The 16,180-nt window shown below is 64.9% G+C and carries 14 protein-coding genes; 7 read left to right on the top strand and 7 right to left on the bottom strand.

The window, feature by feature from the left end:
• Positions 1 to 15: 15 nt before the first annotated feature.
• Entirely contained in the window at positions 16 to 879 is an 864-nt protein-coding gene (locus AB4Y40_RS31990) for an ABC transporter permease (protein ID WP_133184759.1), read from the top strand.
• A gap of 107 nt (positions 880 to 986) precedes the next feature.
• Here AB4Y40_RS31990 and AB4Y40_RS31985 read toward each other — a convergent pair whose 3' ends face one another.
• Positions 987 to 1,643, bottom strand: a complete 657-nt coding sequence (locus tag AB4Y40_RS31985) for a peroxiredoxin (protein ID WP_069269301.1) — start codon at positions 1,641 to 1,643, stop codon at positions 987 to 989.
• A 501-nt stretch (positions 1,644 to 2,144) separates the two neighbouring features.
• Here AB4Y40_RS31985 and AB4Y40_RS31980 point away from each other — a divergent pair.
• The 4 genes from AB4Y40_RS31980 to AB4Y40_RS31965 all read left to right on the top strand — a co-directional run bounded on the left by AB4Y40_RS31980 (position 2,145) and on the right by AB4Y40_RS31965 (position 5,304).
• Positions 2,145 to 3,536 (top strand): short-chain fatty acid transporter, encoded by a 1,392-nt coding sequence (locus AB4Y40_RS31980; protein ID WP_368691278.1) that lies wholly within the window; start codon positions 2,145 to 2,147, stop codon positions 3,534 to 3,536.
• Positions 3,537 to 3,727: 191 nt separating this feature from the next.
• Positions 3,728 to 4,303: an ankyrin repeat domain-containing protein gene (locus AB4Y40_RS31975; RefSeq protein ID WP_368691277.1), complete on the top strand. Its 576-nt coding sequence runs from the start codon at positions 3,728 to 3,730 to the stop codon at positions 4,301 to 4,303.
• A 256-nt stretch (positions 4,304 to 4,559) separates the two neighbouring features.
• On the top strand, positions 4,560 to 4,925 hold the full coding sequence (locus tag AB4Y40_RS31970) for a hypothetical protein (RefSeq protein ID WP_028205078.1): 366 nt from the start codon (positions 4,560 to 4,562) through the stop codon (positions 4,923 to 4,925).
• Positions 4,926 to 5,079: 154 nt separating this feature from the next.
• A complete protein-coding gene (locus AB4Y40_RS31965; protein WP_368691276.1) occupies positions 5,080 to 5,304 on the top strand; it encodes a hypothetical protein in 225 nt (74 codons plus the stop codon).
• Between the two features lie 67 nt (positions 5,305 to 5,371).
• Here the strand turns inward: AB4Y40_RS31965 and AB4Y40_RS31960 are convergent, their stop codons facing one another.
• From AB4Y40_RS31960 to AB4Y40_RS31950, 3 genes are read right to left on the bottom strand one after another with little or no spacing between them, the layout of a single operon-like run.
• Positions 5,372 to 6,823, bottom strand: coding sequence for an efflux transporter outer membrane subunit (locus tag AB4Y40_RS31960; protein ID WP_368691275.1), 1,452 nt, complete (start codon positions 6,821 to 6,823; stop codon positions 5,372 to 5,374).
• A gap of 3 nt (positions 6,824 to 6,826) precedes the next feature.
• Positions 6,827 to 9,991: an efflux RND transporter permease subunit gene (locus AB4Y40_RS31955; protein ID WP_368691274.1), complete on the bottom strand. Its 3,165-nt coding sequence runs from the start codon at positions 9,989 to 9,991 to the stop codon at positions 6,827 to 6,829.
• 3 nt (positions 9,992 to 9,994) lie between these two features.
• Positions 9,995 to 11,626, bottom strand: coding sequence for an efflux RND transporter periplasmic adaptor subunit (locus AB4Y40_RS31950; protein WP_368691273.1), 1,632 nt, complete (start codon positions 11,624 to 11,626; stop codon positions 9,995 to 9,997).
• Here AB4Y40_RS31950 and AB4Y40_RS31945 point away from each other — a divergent pair.
• Positions 11,625 to 11,822 (top strand): hypothetical protein, encoded by a 198-nt coding sequence (locus tag AB4Y40_RS31945; RefSeq protein ID WP_368691272.1) that lies wholly within the window; start codon positions 11,625 to 11,627, stop codon positions 11,820 to 11,822. The two genes, AB4Y40_RS31950 and AB4Y40_RS31945, sit on opposite strands and share 2 nt — an antisense overlap.
• A gap of 211 nt (positions 11,823 to 12,033) precedes the next feature.
• On the opposite strand, the gene AB4Y40_RS31940 is transcribed toward AB4Y40_RS31945, so the two are convergent.
• The 3 genes from AB4Y40_RS31940 to AB4Y40_RS31930 all read right to left on the bottom strand — a co-directional run bounded on the left by AB4Y40_RS31940 (position 12,034) and on the right by AB4Y40_RS31930 (position 15,094).
• Complete coding sequence (locus tag AB4Y40_RS31940; protein WP_368691271.1) at positions 12,034 to 12,408, bottom strand: hypothetical protein; 375 nt, start codon at positions 12,406 to 12,408, stop codon at positions 12,034 to 12,036.
• A gap of 121 nt (positions 12,409 to 12,529) precedes the next feature.
• Complete coding sequence (locus AB4Y40_RS31935; protein ID WP_368691270.1) at positions 12,530 to 13,855, bottom strand: MFS transporter; 1,326 nt, start codon at positions 13,853 to 13,855, stop codon at positions 12,530 to 12,532.
• Positions 13,856 to 13,918: 63 nt separating this feature from the next.
• Positions 13,919 to 15,094 (bottom strand): M20 aminoacylase family protein, encoded by a 1,176-nt coding sequence (locus AB4Y40_RS31930; protein ID WP_368691269.1) that lies wholly within the window; start codon positions 15,092 to 15,094, stop codon positions 13,919 to 13,921.
• 117 nt (positions 15,095 to 15,211) lie between these two features.
• Between AB4Y40_RS31930 and AB4Y40_RS31925 the strand changes: the two genes are divergently transcribed.
• Positions 15,212 to 16,162 carry a LysR substrate-binding domain-containing protein gene (locus AB4Y40_RS31925; protein WP_368691268.1) on the top strand — a complete coding sequence of 317 codons (951 nt, stop codon included), beginning with the start codon at positions 15,212 to 15,214 and terminating at the stop codon, positions 16,160 to 16,162.
• Positions 16,163 to 16,180: the final 18 nt, after the last annotated feature.

The following is a 16,180-nucleotide window of genomic DNA, read 5'->3' as shown; positions in this document are numbered from 1 at the left end:
CCGGAGCCGTTCACTATGTCCACCCCGCAACAAACCCTGCCGCAAGGCCTCGATACCGCCTCGCTCGACGCCGTCGAGCGCGCCGCGCAGAAGCGCATTCGTCAGCGCAATCTGCTCGTCATTTCGCTGCGTATTCTCGTGCTCGTCGTCGTGCTCGGCGGCTGGGAACTCGCCGCGCGCCTCAAATGGATCGACCCGTTCTTCTTCTCGATGCCCACGGCGATCTTCGACCAGATCATCGACTGGTTCGTGAACGGCACCTCGCAGGGGCCGCTGCTCACGCAGGTCTGGGTCACGCTGGAAGAAACGGGCCTCGGCTTCATCATCGGCTCGGTGGCCGGCGTGTTCTGCGGCATCGTGCTTGGCCGCAACAAGCTGCTCTCCGACGTGTTCAGCCTCTACATCAAGATCGCCAACTCGATTCCGCGCGTGGTGCTCGGCTCGGTGTTCGTGATCGCGCTGGGGCTCGGCATGGCGTCGAAAGTGGCGCTCGCCGTGGTGATGGTGTTCTTCGTGGTGTTCGCCAATGCGTTCCAGGGCGTGCGCGAGGCCGACCGCTACATGATCGCCAATGCGCAGATTCTCGGCGCGTCGCGCCGCCAGGTGACGACCTCGGTCGTGATTCCCTCGGCGCTTTCGTGGATTCTCGCGAGCCTGCACGTGAGCTTCGGCTTCGCGCTGGTCGGCGCCGTGGTGGGTGAATTCCTGGGTTCGAAGCAAGGCATCGGCTTGCTGATCTCGACGGCACAGGGCGCGTTCAATGCGAGCGGCGTGTTCGCCGCGATGATCGTGCTCGCTGTGGTCGCGCTGGCCGCCGACTATGTGCTTACCGCGCTCGAGCATCGCTTGCTCAAGTGGCGGCCCACGCCTTCGAACTGATTCAGTCAGCTTCCCCTGTCCGGACCGCGTGAGACGCGAGAGCTTGCCTGGTCCGTGATCCGCGGCGCACTGCCAGTGCGCCGCGTTTTTTTTGGGCCTGCCAAACGCTACTTGGGCTGCGCAACGGTACGCAGATACGGCTTGAGCGTCTTGAAGCCCTGCGGATACTTCTGCCTGGCCGCATCGTCGGAAACCGAAGTCGGAATGATGACGTCGTCGCCCGGCTTCCAGTTCACCGGCGTCGCCACCGAGTGCTTCGCCGTGAGCTGCAGCGAATCGAGCAGGCGCAGCACCTCGTCGAAATTGCGGCCCGAACTCATCGGGTAGACGAACATCGCCTTCACCTTCTTGTCCGGCCCGATGAGAAACACTGCGCGTATCGTGGCGTTGTCGGCCGCCGTACGCGGGCTGGCGCCGCTTGCGTTCGGGTGGATCATGTCGTAGAGCTTCGCGACGTGCAGATCCGGGTCGCCGATCATCGGATAATTGACGGCGCTCCCCTGCGTTTCCTCGATGTCCTTCGCCCACCTCGCATGGTCGTCGACCGGGTCAATGCTCAGACCGATGATCTTCGTGTTGCGCTTGTCGAACTCCGGCTTGAGCTTCGCCATATAGCCGAGTTCCGTCGTACAAACGGGAGTGAAGTCTTTCGGATGCGAGAACAGAATGGCCCATTGGTCGCCGATCCATTCGTGGAAACGGATCTTGCCTTCGGTGGTCTCCGCGGTGAAATCGGGTGCATCTTCTCCAAGACGAATCGTCATCTTCTGTCTCCTGAATGCAGTGATTTACAGTTCGTGAGGGTCTGCTTGCGCGCAGAAAGTGGTTCCCGCTTCTGCATTTTAGGTAGTCCGCGTGACGCTTATGAAATTTCTTTATGATTTCATTTTAATTACCACAACCATACATTCAGGCCTCATTTAGCATTAAAAACCTGCATCGGCACGCTATCGCAGCCTTGACATCCACTCAGCATGAAGCGAATAATGCGTCGTTCGATAAGCGAAACCGTGTTCGAATTGCGAACACGAGAACAACAATAACGGGCTGGCCGTCTTGCCGTGCAAATGCGCGCGTGCAAGGCGTGATATGAACCCGCTGCGCCGGGGCGGCATCGCCTCTCGCTGATGGAGGAGCCGCACCTGCCTCCCCGCCCACCACGCGCCTGGCTCGCCAGCCGCACGGTGCCGGGACCACCCGCATGCAACGCCTCCTGTCCGCTCCGGCCAGCCAGTAGCCACACGCTACGAACTAGCGCAAAGAGCATGAAAAGAGACCTCCAGACTGAAACGCGCGATTCCCGCCAGGGTGTCGTCGCCGCCCTCGTGTATGTTTTCGAGCGGGTCATGCCCGACCCCTTCGTTCTGTCCATCTGCCTCACCTTCTTCGTCGCTGTGCTCGCGCTCGTCATCGCGCCGCACGGCAATCTCCCCACGCTGCTCAGCTCCTGGTACGAAGGCACGTTCGGCATTCTCGGCTTCGCGCTGCAGATGATCCTGATCCTCGCCACGGGCTACGCCATTGCCGAAGCGCCCGTGATCCAGCGCGTGCTGCGCGCGCTCGCGGCCAAGGCGCAAACGCCGGCGCGCGCCGCGCTGCTGGTGTTTCCGGTGGTCGCGATCGCCGCGTGGCTGAACTGGGGCCTGGGCCTGATCGTGGGCGCGCTGCTCTCGCGCGAAATCGCGAAGCGCGTGAACGTGGATTTCGCGTGGCTCGTGGCGGGCAGCTATTCGGCATGGTCGATCTGCAATAGCGGGCTCTCCAGCTCGATCGCCCTTTCGCAGGCCTCGCACGGCAACGCGCTCAATCTCGTGGAAAAGGCGACGGGCCAGGTGATTCCGCTCAGCCAGACCGTCTTCGCGCCGTTCGTCTTCATCCCCACCGTGCTCGTGGTGGTCGTGATGACGTTCATCTTCATCCGCATGCATCCGAAGCCCGAGCACGTGGCGCCGTTCAGCCAGGCGGCCGAAGCCGAAGCGAACGATGCCGGCGCCAGCGACGACCCGCACGCGCGCGTCGGCAACGGCACGCCTTCGTTCGCATCGCGCCTCGAGCAGTCGATGCTCGGCACGCTGCTGCTGATCGTGCTCGGCGCGGGCTATCTGGCGATGGAATGGAGCGAAAAGGGTTTCGATCTCGACATCAACACGACGATCCTGATCTTCCTGCTGATCGGCCTCGCGCTGCAGCGCACGCCTATCGCCTACGCGAACGCCATTCGCCGCGCCGCGCGCCAGACCGGCTCCATGCTGCTGCAGTACCCCGTGTACGGCGGCATCATGGGCGTGATGAAGGGCACGGGCCTCGCCTCGATGATCGCCAAGGCTTTCGTCACGATCGCCACGCCGCTTTCGCTGCCGCTCTGGAGCTATCTGAGCTCGCTCATCATCACGCTGCTCGTGCCGAGCGCGGGCGGCCACTGGGCCGTGCAAGGGCCGTTCGTGCTGCCCGCCGCGCTGAGCCTGCACGCCTCGGTGCCGCGCACTGCCATGGGCGTGGCGATGGCCGAGAACGTCTCGAACATGCTGCAGCCGTTCTGGGCCGTGCCGATCGTCGCGATCGCGGGCATCCGCATCCAGCGCGTGATGGGCTATACCGCGGTGACGTTCGCCGTGTCGCTCGTGATCTACGCCGCCGCGCTCTGGCTCGTGCCCTGAGCGTCGAGCGGTTGCGCCACGAAGGAAGGCGCTGCGCCTGCCGCTCTTAGCGGTTCGGGCAGCGCCTTTTTTTCATGCGGCGCGCGTGAGCCGCGCTGGCCTCGCGGCTCGCGAAGATCGGCGACAATGGGCAAGCCTCGACGGCGGCACGCCGCCCCGAATCGATCTGCGATGCGAACCAGGAGACTGCCATGACCGCCAGCGCGCCGCCCAACCCACCCTCATCGTCATCGTCCGGCTCCGGCGAAGACGGCGGCGAGCTCGATCCGCGTTTCGTCGAATTCGCGCGCCAGGTGTTCGACACCGCGCGCCGCGGCGAAGCCAACACGCTCGCCACGCTCATCGAACAAGGCCTGCCGCCGAACCTTCGCAACGAAAAAGGCGACAGCCTCGTGATGCTCGCGAGCTATCACGGCCACGCCGCCGCCGTGCGCACGCTCGTGCAGCACGGCGCCGACCCCAATCTGCGCAACGACAACGGGCAAACGCCGATCGCGGGCGCGGCCTTCAAGGGCTACGCCGACGTGATCAGCACCCTGCTGGAAAACGGCGCCGACGTGGAAGGCGCCTCTCCCGACGGCCGCACGGCGCTGATGATCGCCGCCATGTTCAACCGCTCCGACATCGTCGACCTGTTGCTGGCGCGTGGCGCGAACCCGGCGGCGCACGACGCCGCGGGCAACACCGCGCTCGACGTGGCGAACGCGATGGGCGCGGTGGACACGGCCACCCAGCTCGCCGGGAAAAGCGGCGGCAAAAACGCGTGAAAAGAGCGCGTGAATCTTGGGGCGCGATGGGCAGGCACGCGAAACGCTGCAAAACGCATAACGGCACGCGCGATCCTGGTGTCACTCCTGGTTTGCATACAACGCGCCGCCAGGCGACGCTATCCATGTAACACCCGTGCGTGCAGCGCCAGTGCGGGGCAGGCGATTTTCCACGAGCCGTGATATCGTTTTGTCATCGGATTCGAAGTCTGCACGCACCCGTCAATCGAACTCTGTTACTTTCGCGAGCGTCGCCATGAGTGATGTACGCCACCATCTGAGTCCGCGCGATCGCGTGGAGCTGCTCTGCTGGCTCACCTGCGGGAGCCTCGGGGCCTACTATCTCAACGAATCCTGGCCCAACGCTGCCTTTCACGTCCAGGCGGCGCACAAGTGGCTCGACCGTCACGCGCGCGAGGCCGACTGGCTCGCGATCGCGCGCCTCGCCGCCATGGCGCAGGACATCGCGCAGCAGCACGCATGGTTCGTGGACGCGGTCTGGGCGCGCGACGCCGTCGAGGAAATTCTCGACACCGACGACCTGAACTACCAGGCCAAGCTCGTCCTGCAAGTGCTCAAGGACTGCGAACGCGCGCTCGCCGACCGCCGCCCCGCCGACTAGAACGGAATCCGATAAGCGGGGTTCCCCACACAGGCCACGCGTTTCTCCATCAAATGATGGACGCGTGGCGGTTATCCTCAGAACATACTCCCGCTTGCAGCGCCGGCCCCCCTTTTCCTCTTCGCCGGCCGCTCGCCCACGCGGGAGAACCCAGATGACTCGCCCCCTCGCCCTGACGTTCGCCGCCGCGCTGCTCGCGTTGGCGTCGGCGAGCCCTGCTGCGCTCGCGCAAACCGGCGGCCACACAACCGCCCTCAACGCCGCCCGGCCCATTCAGCTGCAAAAAGTCGCGAAGCCGGCGCCCAAAGCCCAGGCAACCGCGAAAGCCACCAAGCCCGTTCCGCAATCGCTGCGCTGGCTGATGTCCGAATCTCCATGAAACGAACCGGCGCGCCCGCGCCAGGTTCGCCCCTCGCCACCCCGCCTCGAAGCGCAGCCGTCGCAGCTCAGGACTGCGACGGCTTCGCGCTGTCTGCCGCCGGCGGCGGAGTTGCCGGCGTCCAGCCATAACCGAGCGCCTTGTACAGGCTCACGATCTGCGCGAGTTCCTGGTCCTGCAGCGACGACTGCTGCAATTGCGCGTTGAAGAGACTGCGCTCGGCGTCGAGTACTTCCAGATAGCTCGTGTAGCCGCCTTCGTACAGATCGCGCGCGACTGACGTGTATTCCGTGAGCGCGGCCACCTGGCGCGTCGTCGAATCCAGCTGATCGCGCGTGCGCGCGACGCCCACGAGCGCATTCTCGACATCGGCGAACGCCTGCTGGATCGCCTGCTCGTAGTTAAAAAGCGCTTCCTGCTGCACGGCTTCGGCCTGATGCACGCCGCCCGCGATCGCGCCGCCCTCGAAAATCGGCTGCGTGACCGCGCCCGCAAACGACCATACCCGCGCGGGGCCGGTCCAGAGCCCCGAGAGCGCCGTGCTCGCCGCGCCGAACAGACCCGTGAGCGAAATCTGCGGGAAATACAGCGCGCGCGCCGCGCCGATCGACGCATTCGCCGAAACGAGCGTTTGTTCGGCCTGCAGAATATCGGGCCGCCGCTCCAGCAGCGTCGACGGCAGGCCGGCGGGAATGGCGGGCGCAGTGAGCTCGGTGATCGACTTGCCGCGCGGAATCGGCCCCGGATTCTGGCCCAGTAGCAGCGAAATGGCGTCTTCCTGGGTCGCGATCTGTTGCTGGATCGAGTACACGGAGGTCTGCGCCGACTGGTACTCCGACTGCGCCTGGCTCACCTGCAACCGCGAAACGACACCGCCCGCATAGCGCTCGTTGAAGAGATCGAGCGCGCCCTTGCGGCTTTCGAGCGTGTCCTGCGCGATGACGAGCTGATTGTCGAAGTCGCGCAGCTGCAGATACGACGTGGCCACGTTCGCGATGATGGCGATGCGCGTGGCCTGCTGCGCGGACTGCGTGCTCATGTAATCGGCGCGCGCGGCTTCGGTGAGCCTGCGCAAGTGGCCGAATAAATCGAGTTCCCAGGACACTGCGCCGTTCAGCTCCACCTGGTTGCCGACCACGGGCGGGAAGCCGGGCGCCGGCACGCCACGGCTGCGCGACGCACCGAAGTTCGCCGACACCTGCGGGAACAGGCCCGCGCGCGTCACGACGTAACGCCCGTAGAACTCCTCGACGCGGGCCGCCGCAATCAGCAGATCCTTGTTCTGCGTAAGCGCCCTCGCGACGAGGTCGTTGAGCACCGGGTCGTTGAACTGCGTCCACCAGTCGAGCGTAGTATCGACGGCTTCCGCCTGCGGCGAGGCGTAGCGAAACGTCGACGGCGTCTCGACCGCCGGGCGATGATAGTCGGGCCCGACCGCGCAGGCGCCAAGGCAAGCCGTCGCAATGGCCAGCCCGAGCGGCCGCAGCTTGCGATTGGCGAGATTCAAACGTGTCTTCATCGCTCAGCCCTCCTGCGAAGGCGGCGCCACGGGGGGCGTGCCGGGATGCGGCGTGGCGTCCGTTTTCTTGCGCGACGAGAGCGTTTCCAGTCCCCAGAAGAACATCGGAATGAAGAACAGCGCGATCACCGTGGCGCCGAGCATACCCGCGATCACGCCGGTGCCGAGCGAGCGCCGGCTCGCGGCCGATGCGCCGCTGGCGATGGCGAGCGGCACGCAGCCCAGGATGAACGCGAGCGAGGTCATGATGATCGGCCGCAGACGCAGCTTGGCGGCATGCAGCGCCGCCTCGTACGGCGACATGTTCTCCTTCTCGCGCATTTCGACGGCGAACTCGAAGATCAGAATGGCGTTCTTCGCCGCGAGCGCGATCAGCACGGTCAAGCCGATCTGGAAGTAGACGTCGTTTTCCATGCCGCGCAACAGGATGCCCACCAGCGCCCCGAAAATCGCGAATGGCACGGCCAGCAGCACGCCAACCGGCAGCGACCACTTCTCGTACTGCGCCGCGAGAATGAGGAACACCATCAGCAGTGCGAAGCCGAACACGAGCGCCGCCGTCGACCCGGCCTTCTTCTCTTCGTACGCCTGGCCGCTCCATTCGTAGCTGTAGCCGTCGCCCAGCACTTCGTTGGCGATCTGCTCCATCGCCGCGATCGCCTCGCCCGAGCTGCGGCCCGGCGCCGCGTCGCCGGTGATCTTCGCCGCCGGGAAGTTGTTGAAGCGGTTGACGATGTCAGGTCCAGGCACGAAACGCGAAGTCGTCACGGCCTTGATCGGCACCATGTCGTTGTTGCGGTTGCGCACATAGAGCTGCTGGATATCGTCCGGGCTCAAGCGGTATTGCGGTTCGGCCTGGATGATCACCTGGAACAGACGGCTGCCCTTCGGGAACTGGCTCACGTACAAGGAACCGAACATCGTCTGGAGTGCAGAATAGATGTCCTGAACCGGAACGCCGAGCGTCTCCGCCCGCTCGCGGTCCACTTCCACGAGCAACTGGCGAGAATTCGTGTTGATGGTCGAATTCACGCCGCGCAGCGCCGGGTTCTGGCGCGCCTTCGCAATCACCTGGCGCACCTTGTCTTCGAGCTGCTGATAGCTGCCGTCGCCGGTGCTCTGCAGCCAGAACTCGAAGCCGCCCGTTGTGCCGAGGCCCGGAATCGACGGTGGATTGAGCGGCACGACCACGCCGTCCTTGAACGTGGAGAACGCCTTGGTGGCGTCGCGGATCAAGTCCTGCGCGGTGCCGTTCTCGCCGCGATCCTTGAAGCCCTTGAGCGTCACGAACAGCGTGCCCGCGTTCGACTTGTACTGCGAGTCGATCAGGCTGTAGCCGATCGGCGCCGCCACCGAACTCACGGCAGGCTGTTTCGCGAACCAGTCTTCCGCTTTCTTCGAAAGGTCGCCGGTGCGGTCCAGACTCGCCGCGTCGGGCATCACGACCGCGCCGAACAGATAGCCCTGATCCTCCACGGGCAGGAACGACGATGGAATATGTTTGAACAGGCCGACGGTTGCGATCAGCATCACGACGATCAGCCCGATGGAGAGGATCACGCGGCGTATCGCCGTCTGCACCCAGCTGCCATAGCCGTTGGTCAGGTTATCGAACTTCTCGTTGAACCAGCGGAAAAAGTGGTTCTTCTTGTGCTCGCCCGGCTTGAGCAGGATGGCCGCGAGCGCGGGCGAAAGCGTGAGCGCGACGATACCCGAAAGCACCACCGAGACCGCGATCGTCACCGCGAACTGCTTGTAGAGCTGCCCCGTGATGCCCGAGAGAAACGCCACCGGGATGAACACCGCGAGCAGCACCAGCACGATCGCCACCACCGGTCCGCTCACTTCGTCCATCGCGCGCTTGGCCGCTTCCTTGGGTGGCAGCTTGAACTCGCTCATGTTGCGCTCGACGTTTTCGATCACCACGATCGCGTCGTCCACCACGATACCGATGGCCAGCACCATGCCGAACAACGTGAGCATGTTGATCGAGAAGCCGAACGCCTCCATGCCGATGAACGCGCCGATGATCGACACGGGCACCGCGAGCAGCGGCACGAGCGTCGCCCGGAAGCTTTGCAGGAAGATGTACACCACGATGATCACGAGAATCACCGCATCGCGCAGCGTATGGACCACCTCGTTGATCGACTCGTGCACGAACTCGGTCGTATCGAGCGCGACTTCATACTTGAGACCGGGCGGAAAGTTCTTGTTCAACTGCTCGAGCGTCTGGCGCACCTGCTTGGCCACTTGCAGCGCATTCGCGCCCGGCTGCTGATACACGGCGAGCAGCGTGGCCGTCTTGCCGTTGTAGCGGCCGCGCAGCGAATAGTCCTTGGCGCCCAGATCCGCGTGGCCGATGTCCTTGAGGCGCACGATCGCCGCATCGCCCGACGCCGCGCGCAGGATGATGTTGTCGAAATCGGCGGGCTCGGTGAGACGGCCCTTCGTCGTCACCGGGAAGGTCTGGTTCACGGGCTTGTCGGTCGGCGCCTGGCCGAGCCGGCCCGCGGAGAACTGCTGGTTCTGCTGCGCAATCGCGTTCTGCACGTCGGCCACGGTAATGCCGAGCTTCGCCATGCGGTCGGGCTTGAGCCACACGCGCATCGCATAGTCGGCAGAACCGAAGATCGACGCCTGGTTCGCGCCCGGAATGCGCTTGAGCGCGTCGAGCACGTAGACGTTCGCGAAGTTCGCCACATAGGACGCATCGTAGGCGTTATCGGGCGAATAGATCGCGATCACCATCATGAACGCCGACGAGCGCTTCTGCACCGACACGCCCTGGGCCGTCACCGAGTCGGGCAGGAAAGGCAGCGCGAGGTTCACGCGGTTCTGCACGTCCACCTGGGCGAGCGACGGATCGGTGCCGATATTGAAGTAAACCGTGAGCGTCATGTTGCCCGTCGAGGAACTCGACGAGTTCATGTACATCATGTTGTCCGCGCCGTTCACCTGCTGTTCGATCGGCGCGGCCACGTTCTGCGCGACGATATCGGCGCTCGCGCCCGGATACGTCGCGCTCACCGTGATGGTGGGCGGCGCGATGTCCGGAAACTGCGCGATCGGCAGGTTGAACATCGACACCAGACCGGCGACGACGAGCACGATCGAGAGGACCGACGCGAAAATTGGCCGGTCAATAAAGAAGTGGGAGAACTTCATCGTTCAGCCTCCCGCGGCGGGCGAGAACGTGACGTCCACGCGGCGGGATTTGTCGGGCGGATCGTTGGCGACGATCTGCGCCGGCTTGCGCATTTCGATGCGCTCGGTTTTCACGCCGGCCACGACCAGCGCGGCGCGCACCGTGCCTGCGCGGGCGGCCGCGAGACGCTGGTTCGCGGCTTGCGAGCCGCTCGAATCGGTGTAGCCCGAAATCACCACGCGCATGCCCGGCTCGGCGACGAGACGGCGCGCCACGGCCGCAAGCGCGTCGGCCGACTGGGCGTCGAGGCTCGAACTGCCCGACGCGAAGTAAAGCGCGGTGCGTTCGCCCATCACGTCGGCAGCGCCGGATGCCGCGCGCGGTTGCGCGGCGATCGTGCCCGCGCCGGCCTGCGCGTTGGCGCTGGCATTCGCAGCCGCCGGGCCGGAAGCCCCGGCCGCGCCCGCTTGCGCCCCGCCGCCTGCGCCGGCGCCGGGCCCGCCGATATTGACAGTTGCGGGCGGCGTGGCCACGAGGTTCGCCTTGACCGGCGCACCGGGCATGAGCCGCAGCGTATTGTCGATGACGACATGATCGCCCGGATGCAAACCCGACTTGATCACCCAGTCGTTGCCATTCCATTCACCCGTTTCCACCACACGCTGCTGCGCCTTGCCGTCCTTGTCGACGGTCCACACATACGCGCCGCGCGGCCCCTGCTGCACCGCCGACTGCGGCACGGCCACCGCGGAAGTCCGCAGCGCGCCCAGCAGCTTGATACGCACGAACTGACCGGGCCGCAGCGACCCCGTGGGGTTAGGCATGGCGGCGCGAATCAGGTAGGTGCCGGTTTCCGAACTGAGCGAGGCATCGGTAAACGCGATGTGACCGCGTTCGGGATAGATGCTGCCGTCGGCGAGCACGATCACCGCTTCGAGCTTACCGACGGGCGGCAGCTTGAGCGTGCCGTTCTGCGTTTGCGTGCGCAGATCGAGCATCTCGTTCTCGGAGAGCGAGAAGTTGATCCACATGGGATCGAGCTTCGCCACATAGGTGAGCAGGCTATTGGTCGCATCGATATACGAACCGTCCTGCTTCTTCGCAAAGCTCGAAAGACCGGTGACGGGCGCAACGATCTTCGTATAGCCGAGATTGAGCGTCGCGCTGATGACATTCGCCCGCGCGCCTTCGACCGCGGCGGCGGCCGCCTGCTCCTGGCCGACCGAGTCGTCGAGATCCTTCTGGCTCAACGCGTTCTTCGCGGCGAGCGGACGCACGCGATTGAGGTTGGCCTGCGCGGTGACGAGCCGCGCCTTCTGCTGCGCAAGCTCGGCCTGCGCGGCGTCGAGCGCGGCCTCGAAGGGCTTGCGGTCCATGACGAACATCACGTCGCCCGCATGGACCAGCGAGCCTTCTGTATACACGCGCTTTTCGAGGAAGCCGTTCACGCGCGCGCGAATTTCGACCTGCTGCGAGCTTTCTGTCTGCCCTACGTATTCAAAGACCACCGGCACGTCGCGCAGCGCCACATTGATCACGTCGACGTTTGCGGCAGGTCGTGTTTCAGCAGCAGGTTTGTTGTCATGACATGCAACGACGCTAACCAGCAATCCAAGCGACAGACACAAGCTGGCCACCCGAAATCCGTGAGTCATGCTGTTCTCCGTTGTTATCGACGATCTGCGCTGGACCGACGAACCCCAAATCAGGCGCGCGCGGGCGATCGAGTCGGATCAAATCGCCAAACTGACTTTGGTGCTCGAACAGATACTACTGTTTTTCGGGAGAACGCTGAATCAGGACGGCCAAAAAGTCGCACGCGATGACGAGACGGCACTCGTGGAGCAATAGTGACCGAAATCGTTTCGAAATCCGAAACGAAGGTGCGCTAATGGTTCGTTAACGTGCGCATGAATATGCGCCACGCTTGCGTAGGGACAAAGGGAGAGCGCGTGAAGCGGAGATTGCGGACGCACGGAAAATGCGTCGCGTGAACTGCCGACGGGAGAACTTAGAGGCGTGTCGCAGCCGTCGCAGCGGCGGCTGCAACACGCGTTGCGAATCAGGCGGCGCGATCGAGCCGGCGCACCGTGCCGAATTCCGCACACGAAAGCGTGCGCATGAGCAGCGCCATGGCCTCGGCCACGCGGCGGCGATCGAGTTCGACGTGCAGGCAAGCGAGATCGCTGCGGCGATCGATATCGATTGTATGCACGCCGAGCGCGCTGCCAACCAGACCATGCAACGTGCAGCGAGCGAGTTGCGCTTCACTCGTGGGCACGCGCACGACCAGTTGCACCGTTGCGCGATGAGTTGCCGGGTGAAGCGGCTTGCGCGCATTGCGCAGCGAGATGACGGGCCGCGGCGCGGCGGCGGAGCGGGCACCTCGGGAAATCGGGCCCTGCGAGACGATAGACGGCATACGTGTTGTGCGCACGCCGCCGTTCGGGGCGGCGCGCTTGAGTTGAACACGAACCGATTCTAGGCAGCGCCGCGTAAACGTCTGGTAAATAAACAGGACACGGCCGCTAAAAGTGCGTAGCGGCCGAAGAGAGGTCTCAATCGAGCGGACGGCCCGCCGGCTCGCGAATGAGCGGCAATGCGAGCAATGAGACCGCGCCGCAGCCGATCAGATACCAGGCGGGCGCGAGCGGATTGTCGAGCAGCTTGATGAGCCAGGTCGCGAAGAACTGCGCGAAGCCGCCGAAGATCGACACGCCCACGCAATACACCACCGACATGCCCGTCACGCGAATCGACTGAGGAAAGAGTTCGGGCAGCATCACGATATTGGGGACCGCCGTGAACGCGACGATCGCGCCCAGCACGGCCACGACCGCGAGCACGGTGGCGACGCTCGGCATGGCGTGGATGATCATGAAGGCCGGATAGATCACGGCGATCAGCAGCACGCGCGAGACACCCATCACCCACTTGCGGCCCAGGCGGTCGGAAAGCGAGCCGGCGAACGGCGAGCAGATCGCCGTGACGAGCGCGGCGACGAGGGCCGCGCTCATGCCGACCGACATCGGCAGGCCTAGAATCTTGATCGCATAGGTCGACATGTAGAACAGCACAATATAGTTCGCTGCAGTGCCGCCGATGGTCGTGACGACGCCGGCTACGAGCGCCGTGCGATGACGCCCGAAAATCTCGCGCAGCGGCCGCGCCATGTCGGCCACGGGTTCGGCGTCTTCGACTTCGACGGGGTTCGCGAGCGTTTCGTCGAGATGGCGGCGGATATACACGCCCACCGGCACGACCAGCATGCCGATCACGAACGGCACGCGCCAGCCCCAGCTTTCGAGCGCGGCCTGCGAGAGCATGGTGGACAGCGCCACGCCGATGAGCGCGCCGCACACCGTGTTCAGGCCCTGGCTCACAAACTGCCAGCTGCCGTAGAAGCCCCGCGAACGGTCGTCGGCGTATTCGAGCAGGAGCGATGTCGAGGCGCCCACTTCGCCGCCCACCGCGAAGCCCTGCACGAGACGCGCGAGCAGGATCAGCGCGGGCGCCGCGAGCCCGATCTGCGCATAGGTGGGCGCGAACGCGATGAGCGCCGAGCCTAGCGCCATGAGCCAGAGCGTGAGCGTCATGGCGGCCTTGCGGCCCACGCGGTCCGCAAACGCACCGATCACGATGCCGCCGACCGGACGCACGACGAAACCCACGCCGAAGCTGCCGACGGCGAGCATCAACTGGTTCAGCGAGCCATGCACCGGGAAGTACAGCGAGCCGATGATCGAGGCAAAGAAGCTGTAGACCGTGAAGTCGAAGAACTCGAGCCCGTTGCCGAGCGTGATCGCGAAGATGGCCTTCGCGCGCGAGCGGCGCGTGGAAGCCGGGGCGGCAGCGGTCGGCGCCTGAATCGACGTGGCGTTCATCGGGTGTCTCCTCGTGTGTCTCGTGTCTCGTATCGTGGTGCGTGCGCCCGCTGGCTGCGGGCTTCAGCCGAGCAGGAAGCGTTCGGCGAGCTGCACCCAGTATGCCGCGCCGGTGGCGAGGCAGTCGTCGTTGAAGTCGTAGCCGGGGTTGTGCACCATGCAGCCGCCCTCCCCGTCGCCGTTGCCGATGATGAGATAGCTGCCCGCGCAGCGCTCGAGCAGGAACGAGAAGTCCTCGCTGCCGGTGAGCGGCGCCATGTCGTGAATGAGGCCGTCTTCGCCGAGCCAGTCGCGCGCCACATCCTGCGCGAACGCCGTCATCGCCGCGTCGTTCACGAGCACCGGGTAGCGGCGCTGGTAGTCGATGCGCGCCGTCGCACCGTAGGCGCTTGCCTGCGCGTGCACGAGCGCGGTGATGCGCTCCTGCAGCAGGTCGCGCACTTCGGGGCGCAGCGCGCGCACCGAGAGGCGCATCTGCGCGGTTTGCGGAATCACGTTGGGGGCGTCGCCCGAATGGATCGCGCCCACAGTGACGATCGCCATGTCGAGCGGCGGCACGTTGCGCGACACGATGGTCTGCAGCGCGAGCACGACGTTGGCGCACACCACCACCGGGTCGATCGCCTTATGCGGCACCGCGCCATGACCGCCGCGCCCGTCGATGTCGATGATCACCGTGTCCGACGAAGCCATGAACGGGCCCGCGCGAAAACCGAGCTTGCCCGTGGGGAAGCCCGGCATGTTGTGCATGGCGAACACGGCGTCGCAGGGAAAGCGCTCGAAAAGGCCTTCGTCGAGCATGCGCTTCGCGCCGCCCAGGCCTTCTTCGGCGGGCTGGAAAATGAGGTGCAGCGTGCCGCTGAAGTTGCGCGACTGCGCGAGATGCTTCGCCGCCGCGAGCAGCATGGCGGTGTGGCCGTCGTGGCCGCACGCGTGCATCTTGCCCGGAATGCGGCTCGCGTAATCGAGGCCGGTGTTTTCGTGGATGGGGAGCGCGTCCATGTCGGCGCGCAGGCCGAGGCGCTGCTTGCCGTCGCCCACCTTGAGCGTGCCCACGACACCCGTGCCGCCGAGCCCGCGGTGCACCTCGTAGCCCCACTCGGTGAGGCGCTGCGCGACGAGGCCGCTCGTGACGAATTCTTCGAAGCCCAGTTCGGGATGCGCGTGGATCTCGTGGCGCAGCGCGATCATCTCTTCTTCGATCGCGGCGATTGCGGCCGGGATAGCCATCGTGTTCATACGAATTCTCTCCAGAGGGGACGACGAATTCGCTCGAGAATAATGACGTCTGTTTGGCGCCGACAGCCCTAAAATAGTTGGCCCGCCAACCAGAAGTGCGCACTCGGGTTATCCCTTATGAAGTTCCACCAGTTCCGCGCGCTCGTCGCCATGGCCGATACCGGCAGTATTCGCGCGGCCGCGCGTGCGCTCGGCATCTCGCCGGCGGCGGCGACGAAAGCGGTGCGCGAGCTCGAAGCCGAGCAGCAAATCGCGCTCGTCACGCGCAATGCGAACGGCATCGCCTTCACGGAAGCGGGCCAGGCGCTGCTCGTCCATGCGCGGCTGGTCGTGCACCAGATGTCGCGCGCCCAGGACGAACTCGATGCGCGGCGCGGGCGCGGCGGCGGCAAGCTCGCGATCGGCGTGACGCCGTGGCTCGCCCTCTCCTTTCTGCCCGACGCCGTCACGCTGTTTCGCGAGCGCATGCCCGGCATGCAGCTGGAGTTCTACGAAGGCCTGCTCAATATCGTGATGCCACGCCTGCGCGACGGCTCGCTCGACTTTTCGCTAGGCAAGCCCGGGCCTGCTTCGCTGCACGCAGAATTCACGCAGACGCCGATCTTCGCCACAGAGTCGGCCGTGGTGGTACGCAAGGACCATCCGCTCTCGCAGGCACAATCGCTGAAAGAACTTCAGGATTGCGAATGGTTGCTCAACTGGGACCCGGCCAGCAAGGAGATGATCGCCGACGACGTCTTCCTGCGTCACGGGTTGCCGATGCCGGACAACGTGCACCTGGCGCATTCGTTCGTGGTGGCGATGGGGCTCATCATGAACACGGATATGGTGAGTATCTTTCCGTGGCCGCTGGTGGAGACACGCTTTGCGCGTGATAACTTGCGTGCGCTCGCGCTTCAGGAGGAGGTGGATCGGACGGTGGTGAGCGTGGTCGCACGGCGTGGCGTGCCGCTTTCTGCCGCGGCTGAGTGCTTTCTGGAGTGCCTCAAGGAGGCGATTCATGCCGGCGAGGCTTCTGCTAATCCTGAGCGCAGGCGGCTTTATCACTCGCTCGAGTTGCTGATTTGATTTGTTTTTGTTTTGGCT

It is taken from the genome of Paraburkholderia sp. EG287B (assembly GCF_040965595.1).
Classification (GTDB): domain Bacteria; phylum Pseudomonadota; class Gammaproteobacteria; order Burkholderiales; family Burkholderiaceae; genus Paraburkholderia.
This window is presented reverse-complemented; position numbering and strand designations above follow the sequence as displayed.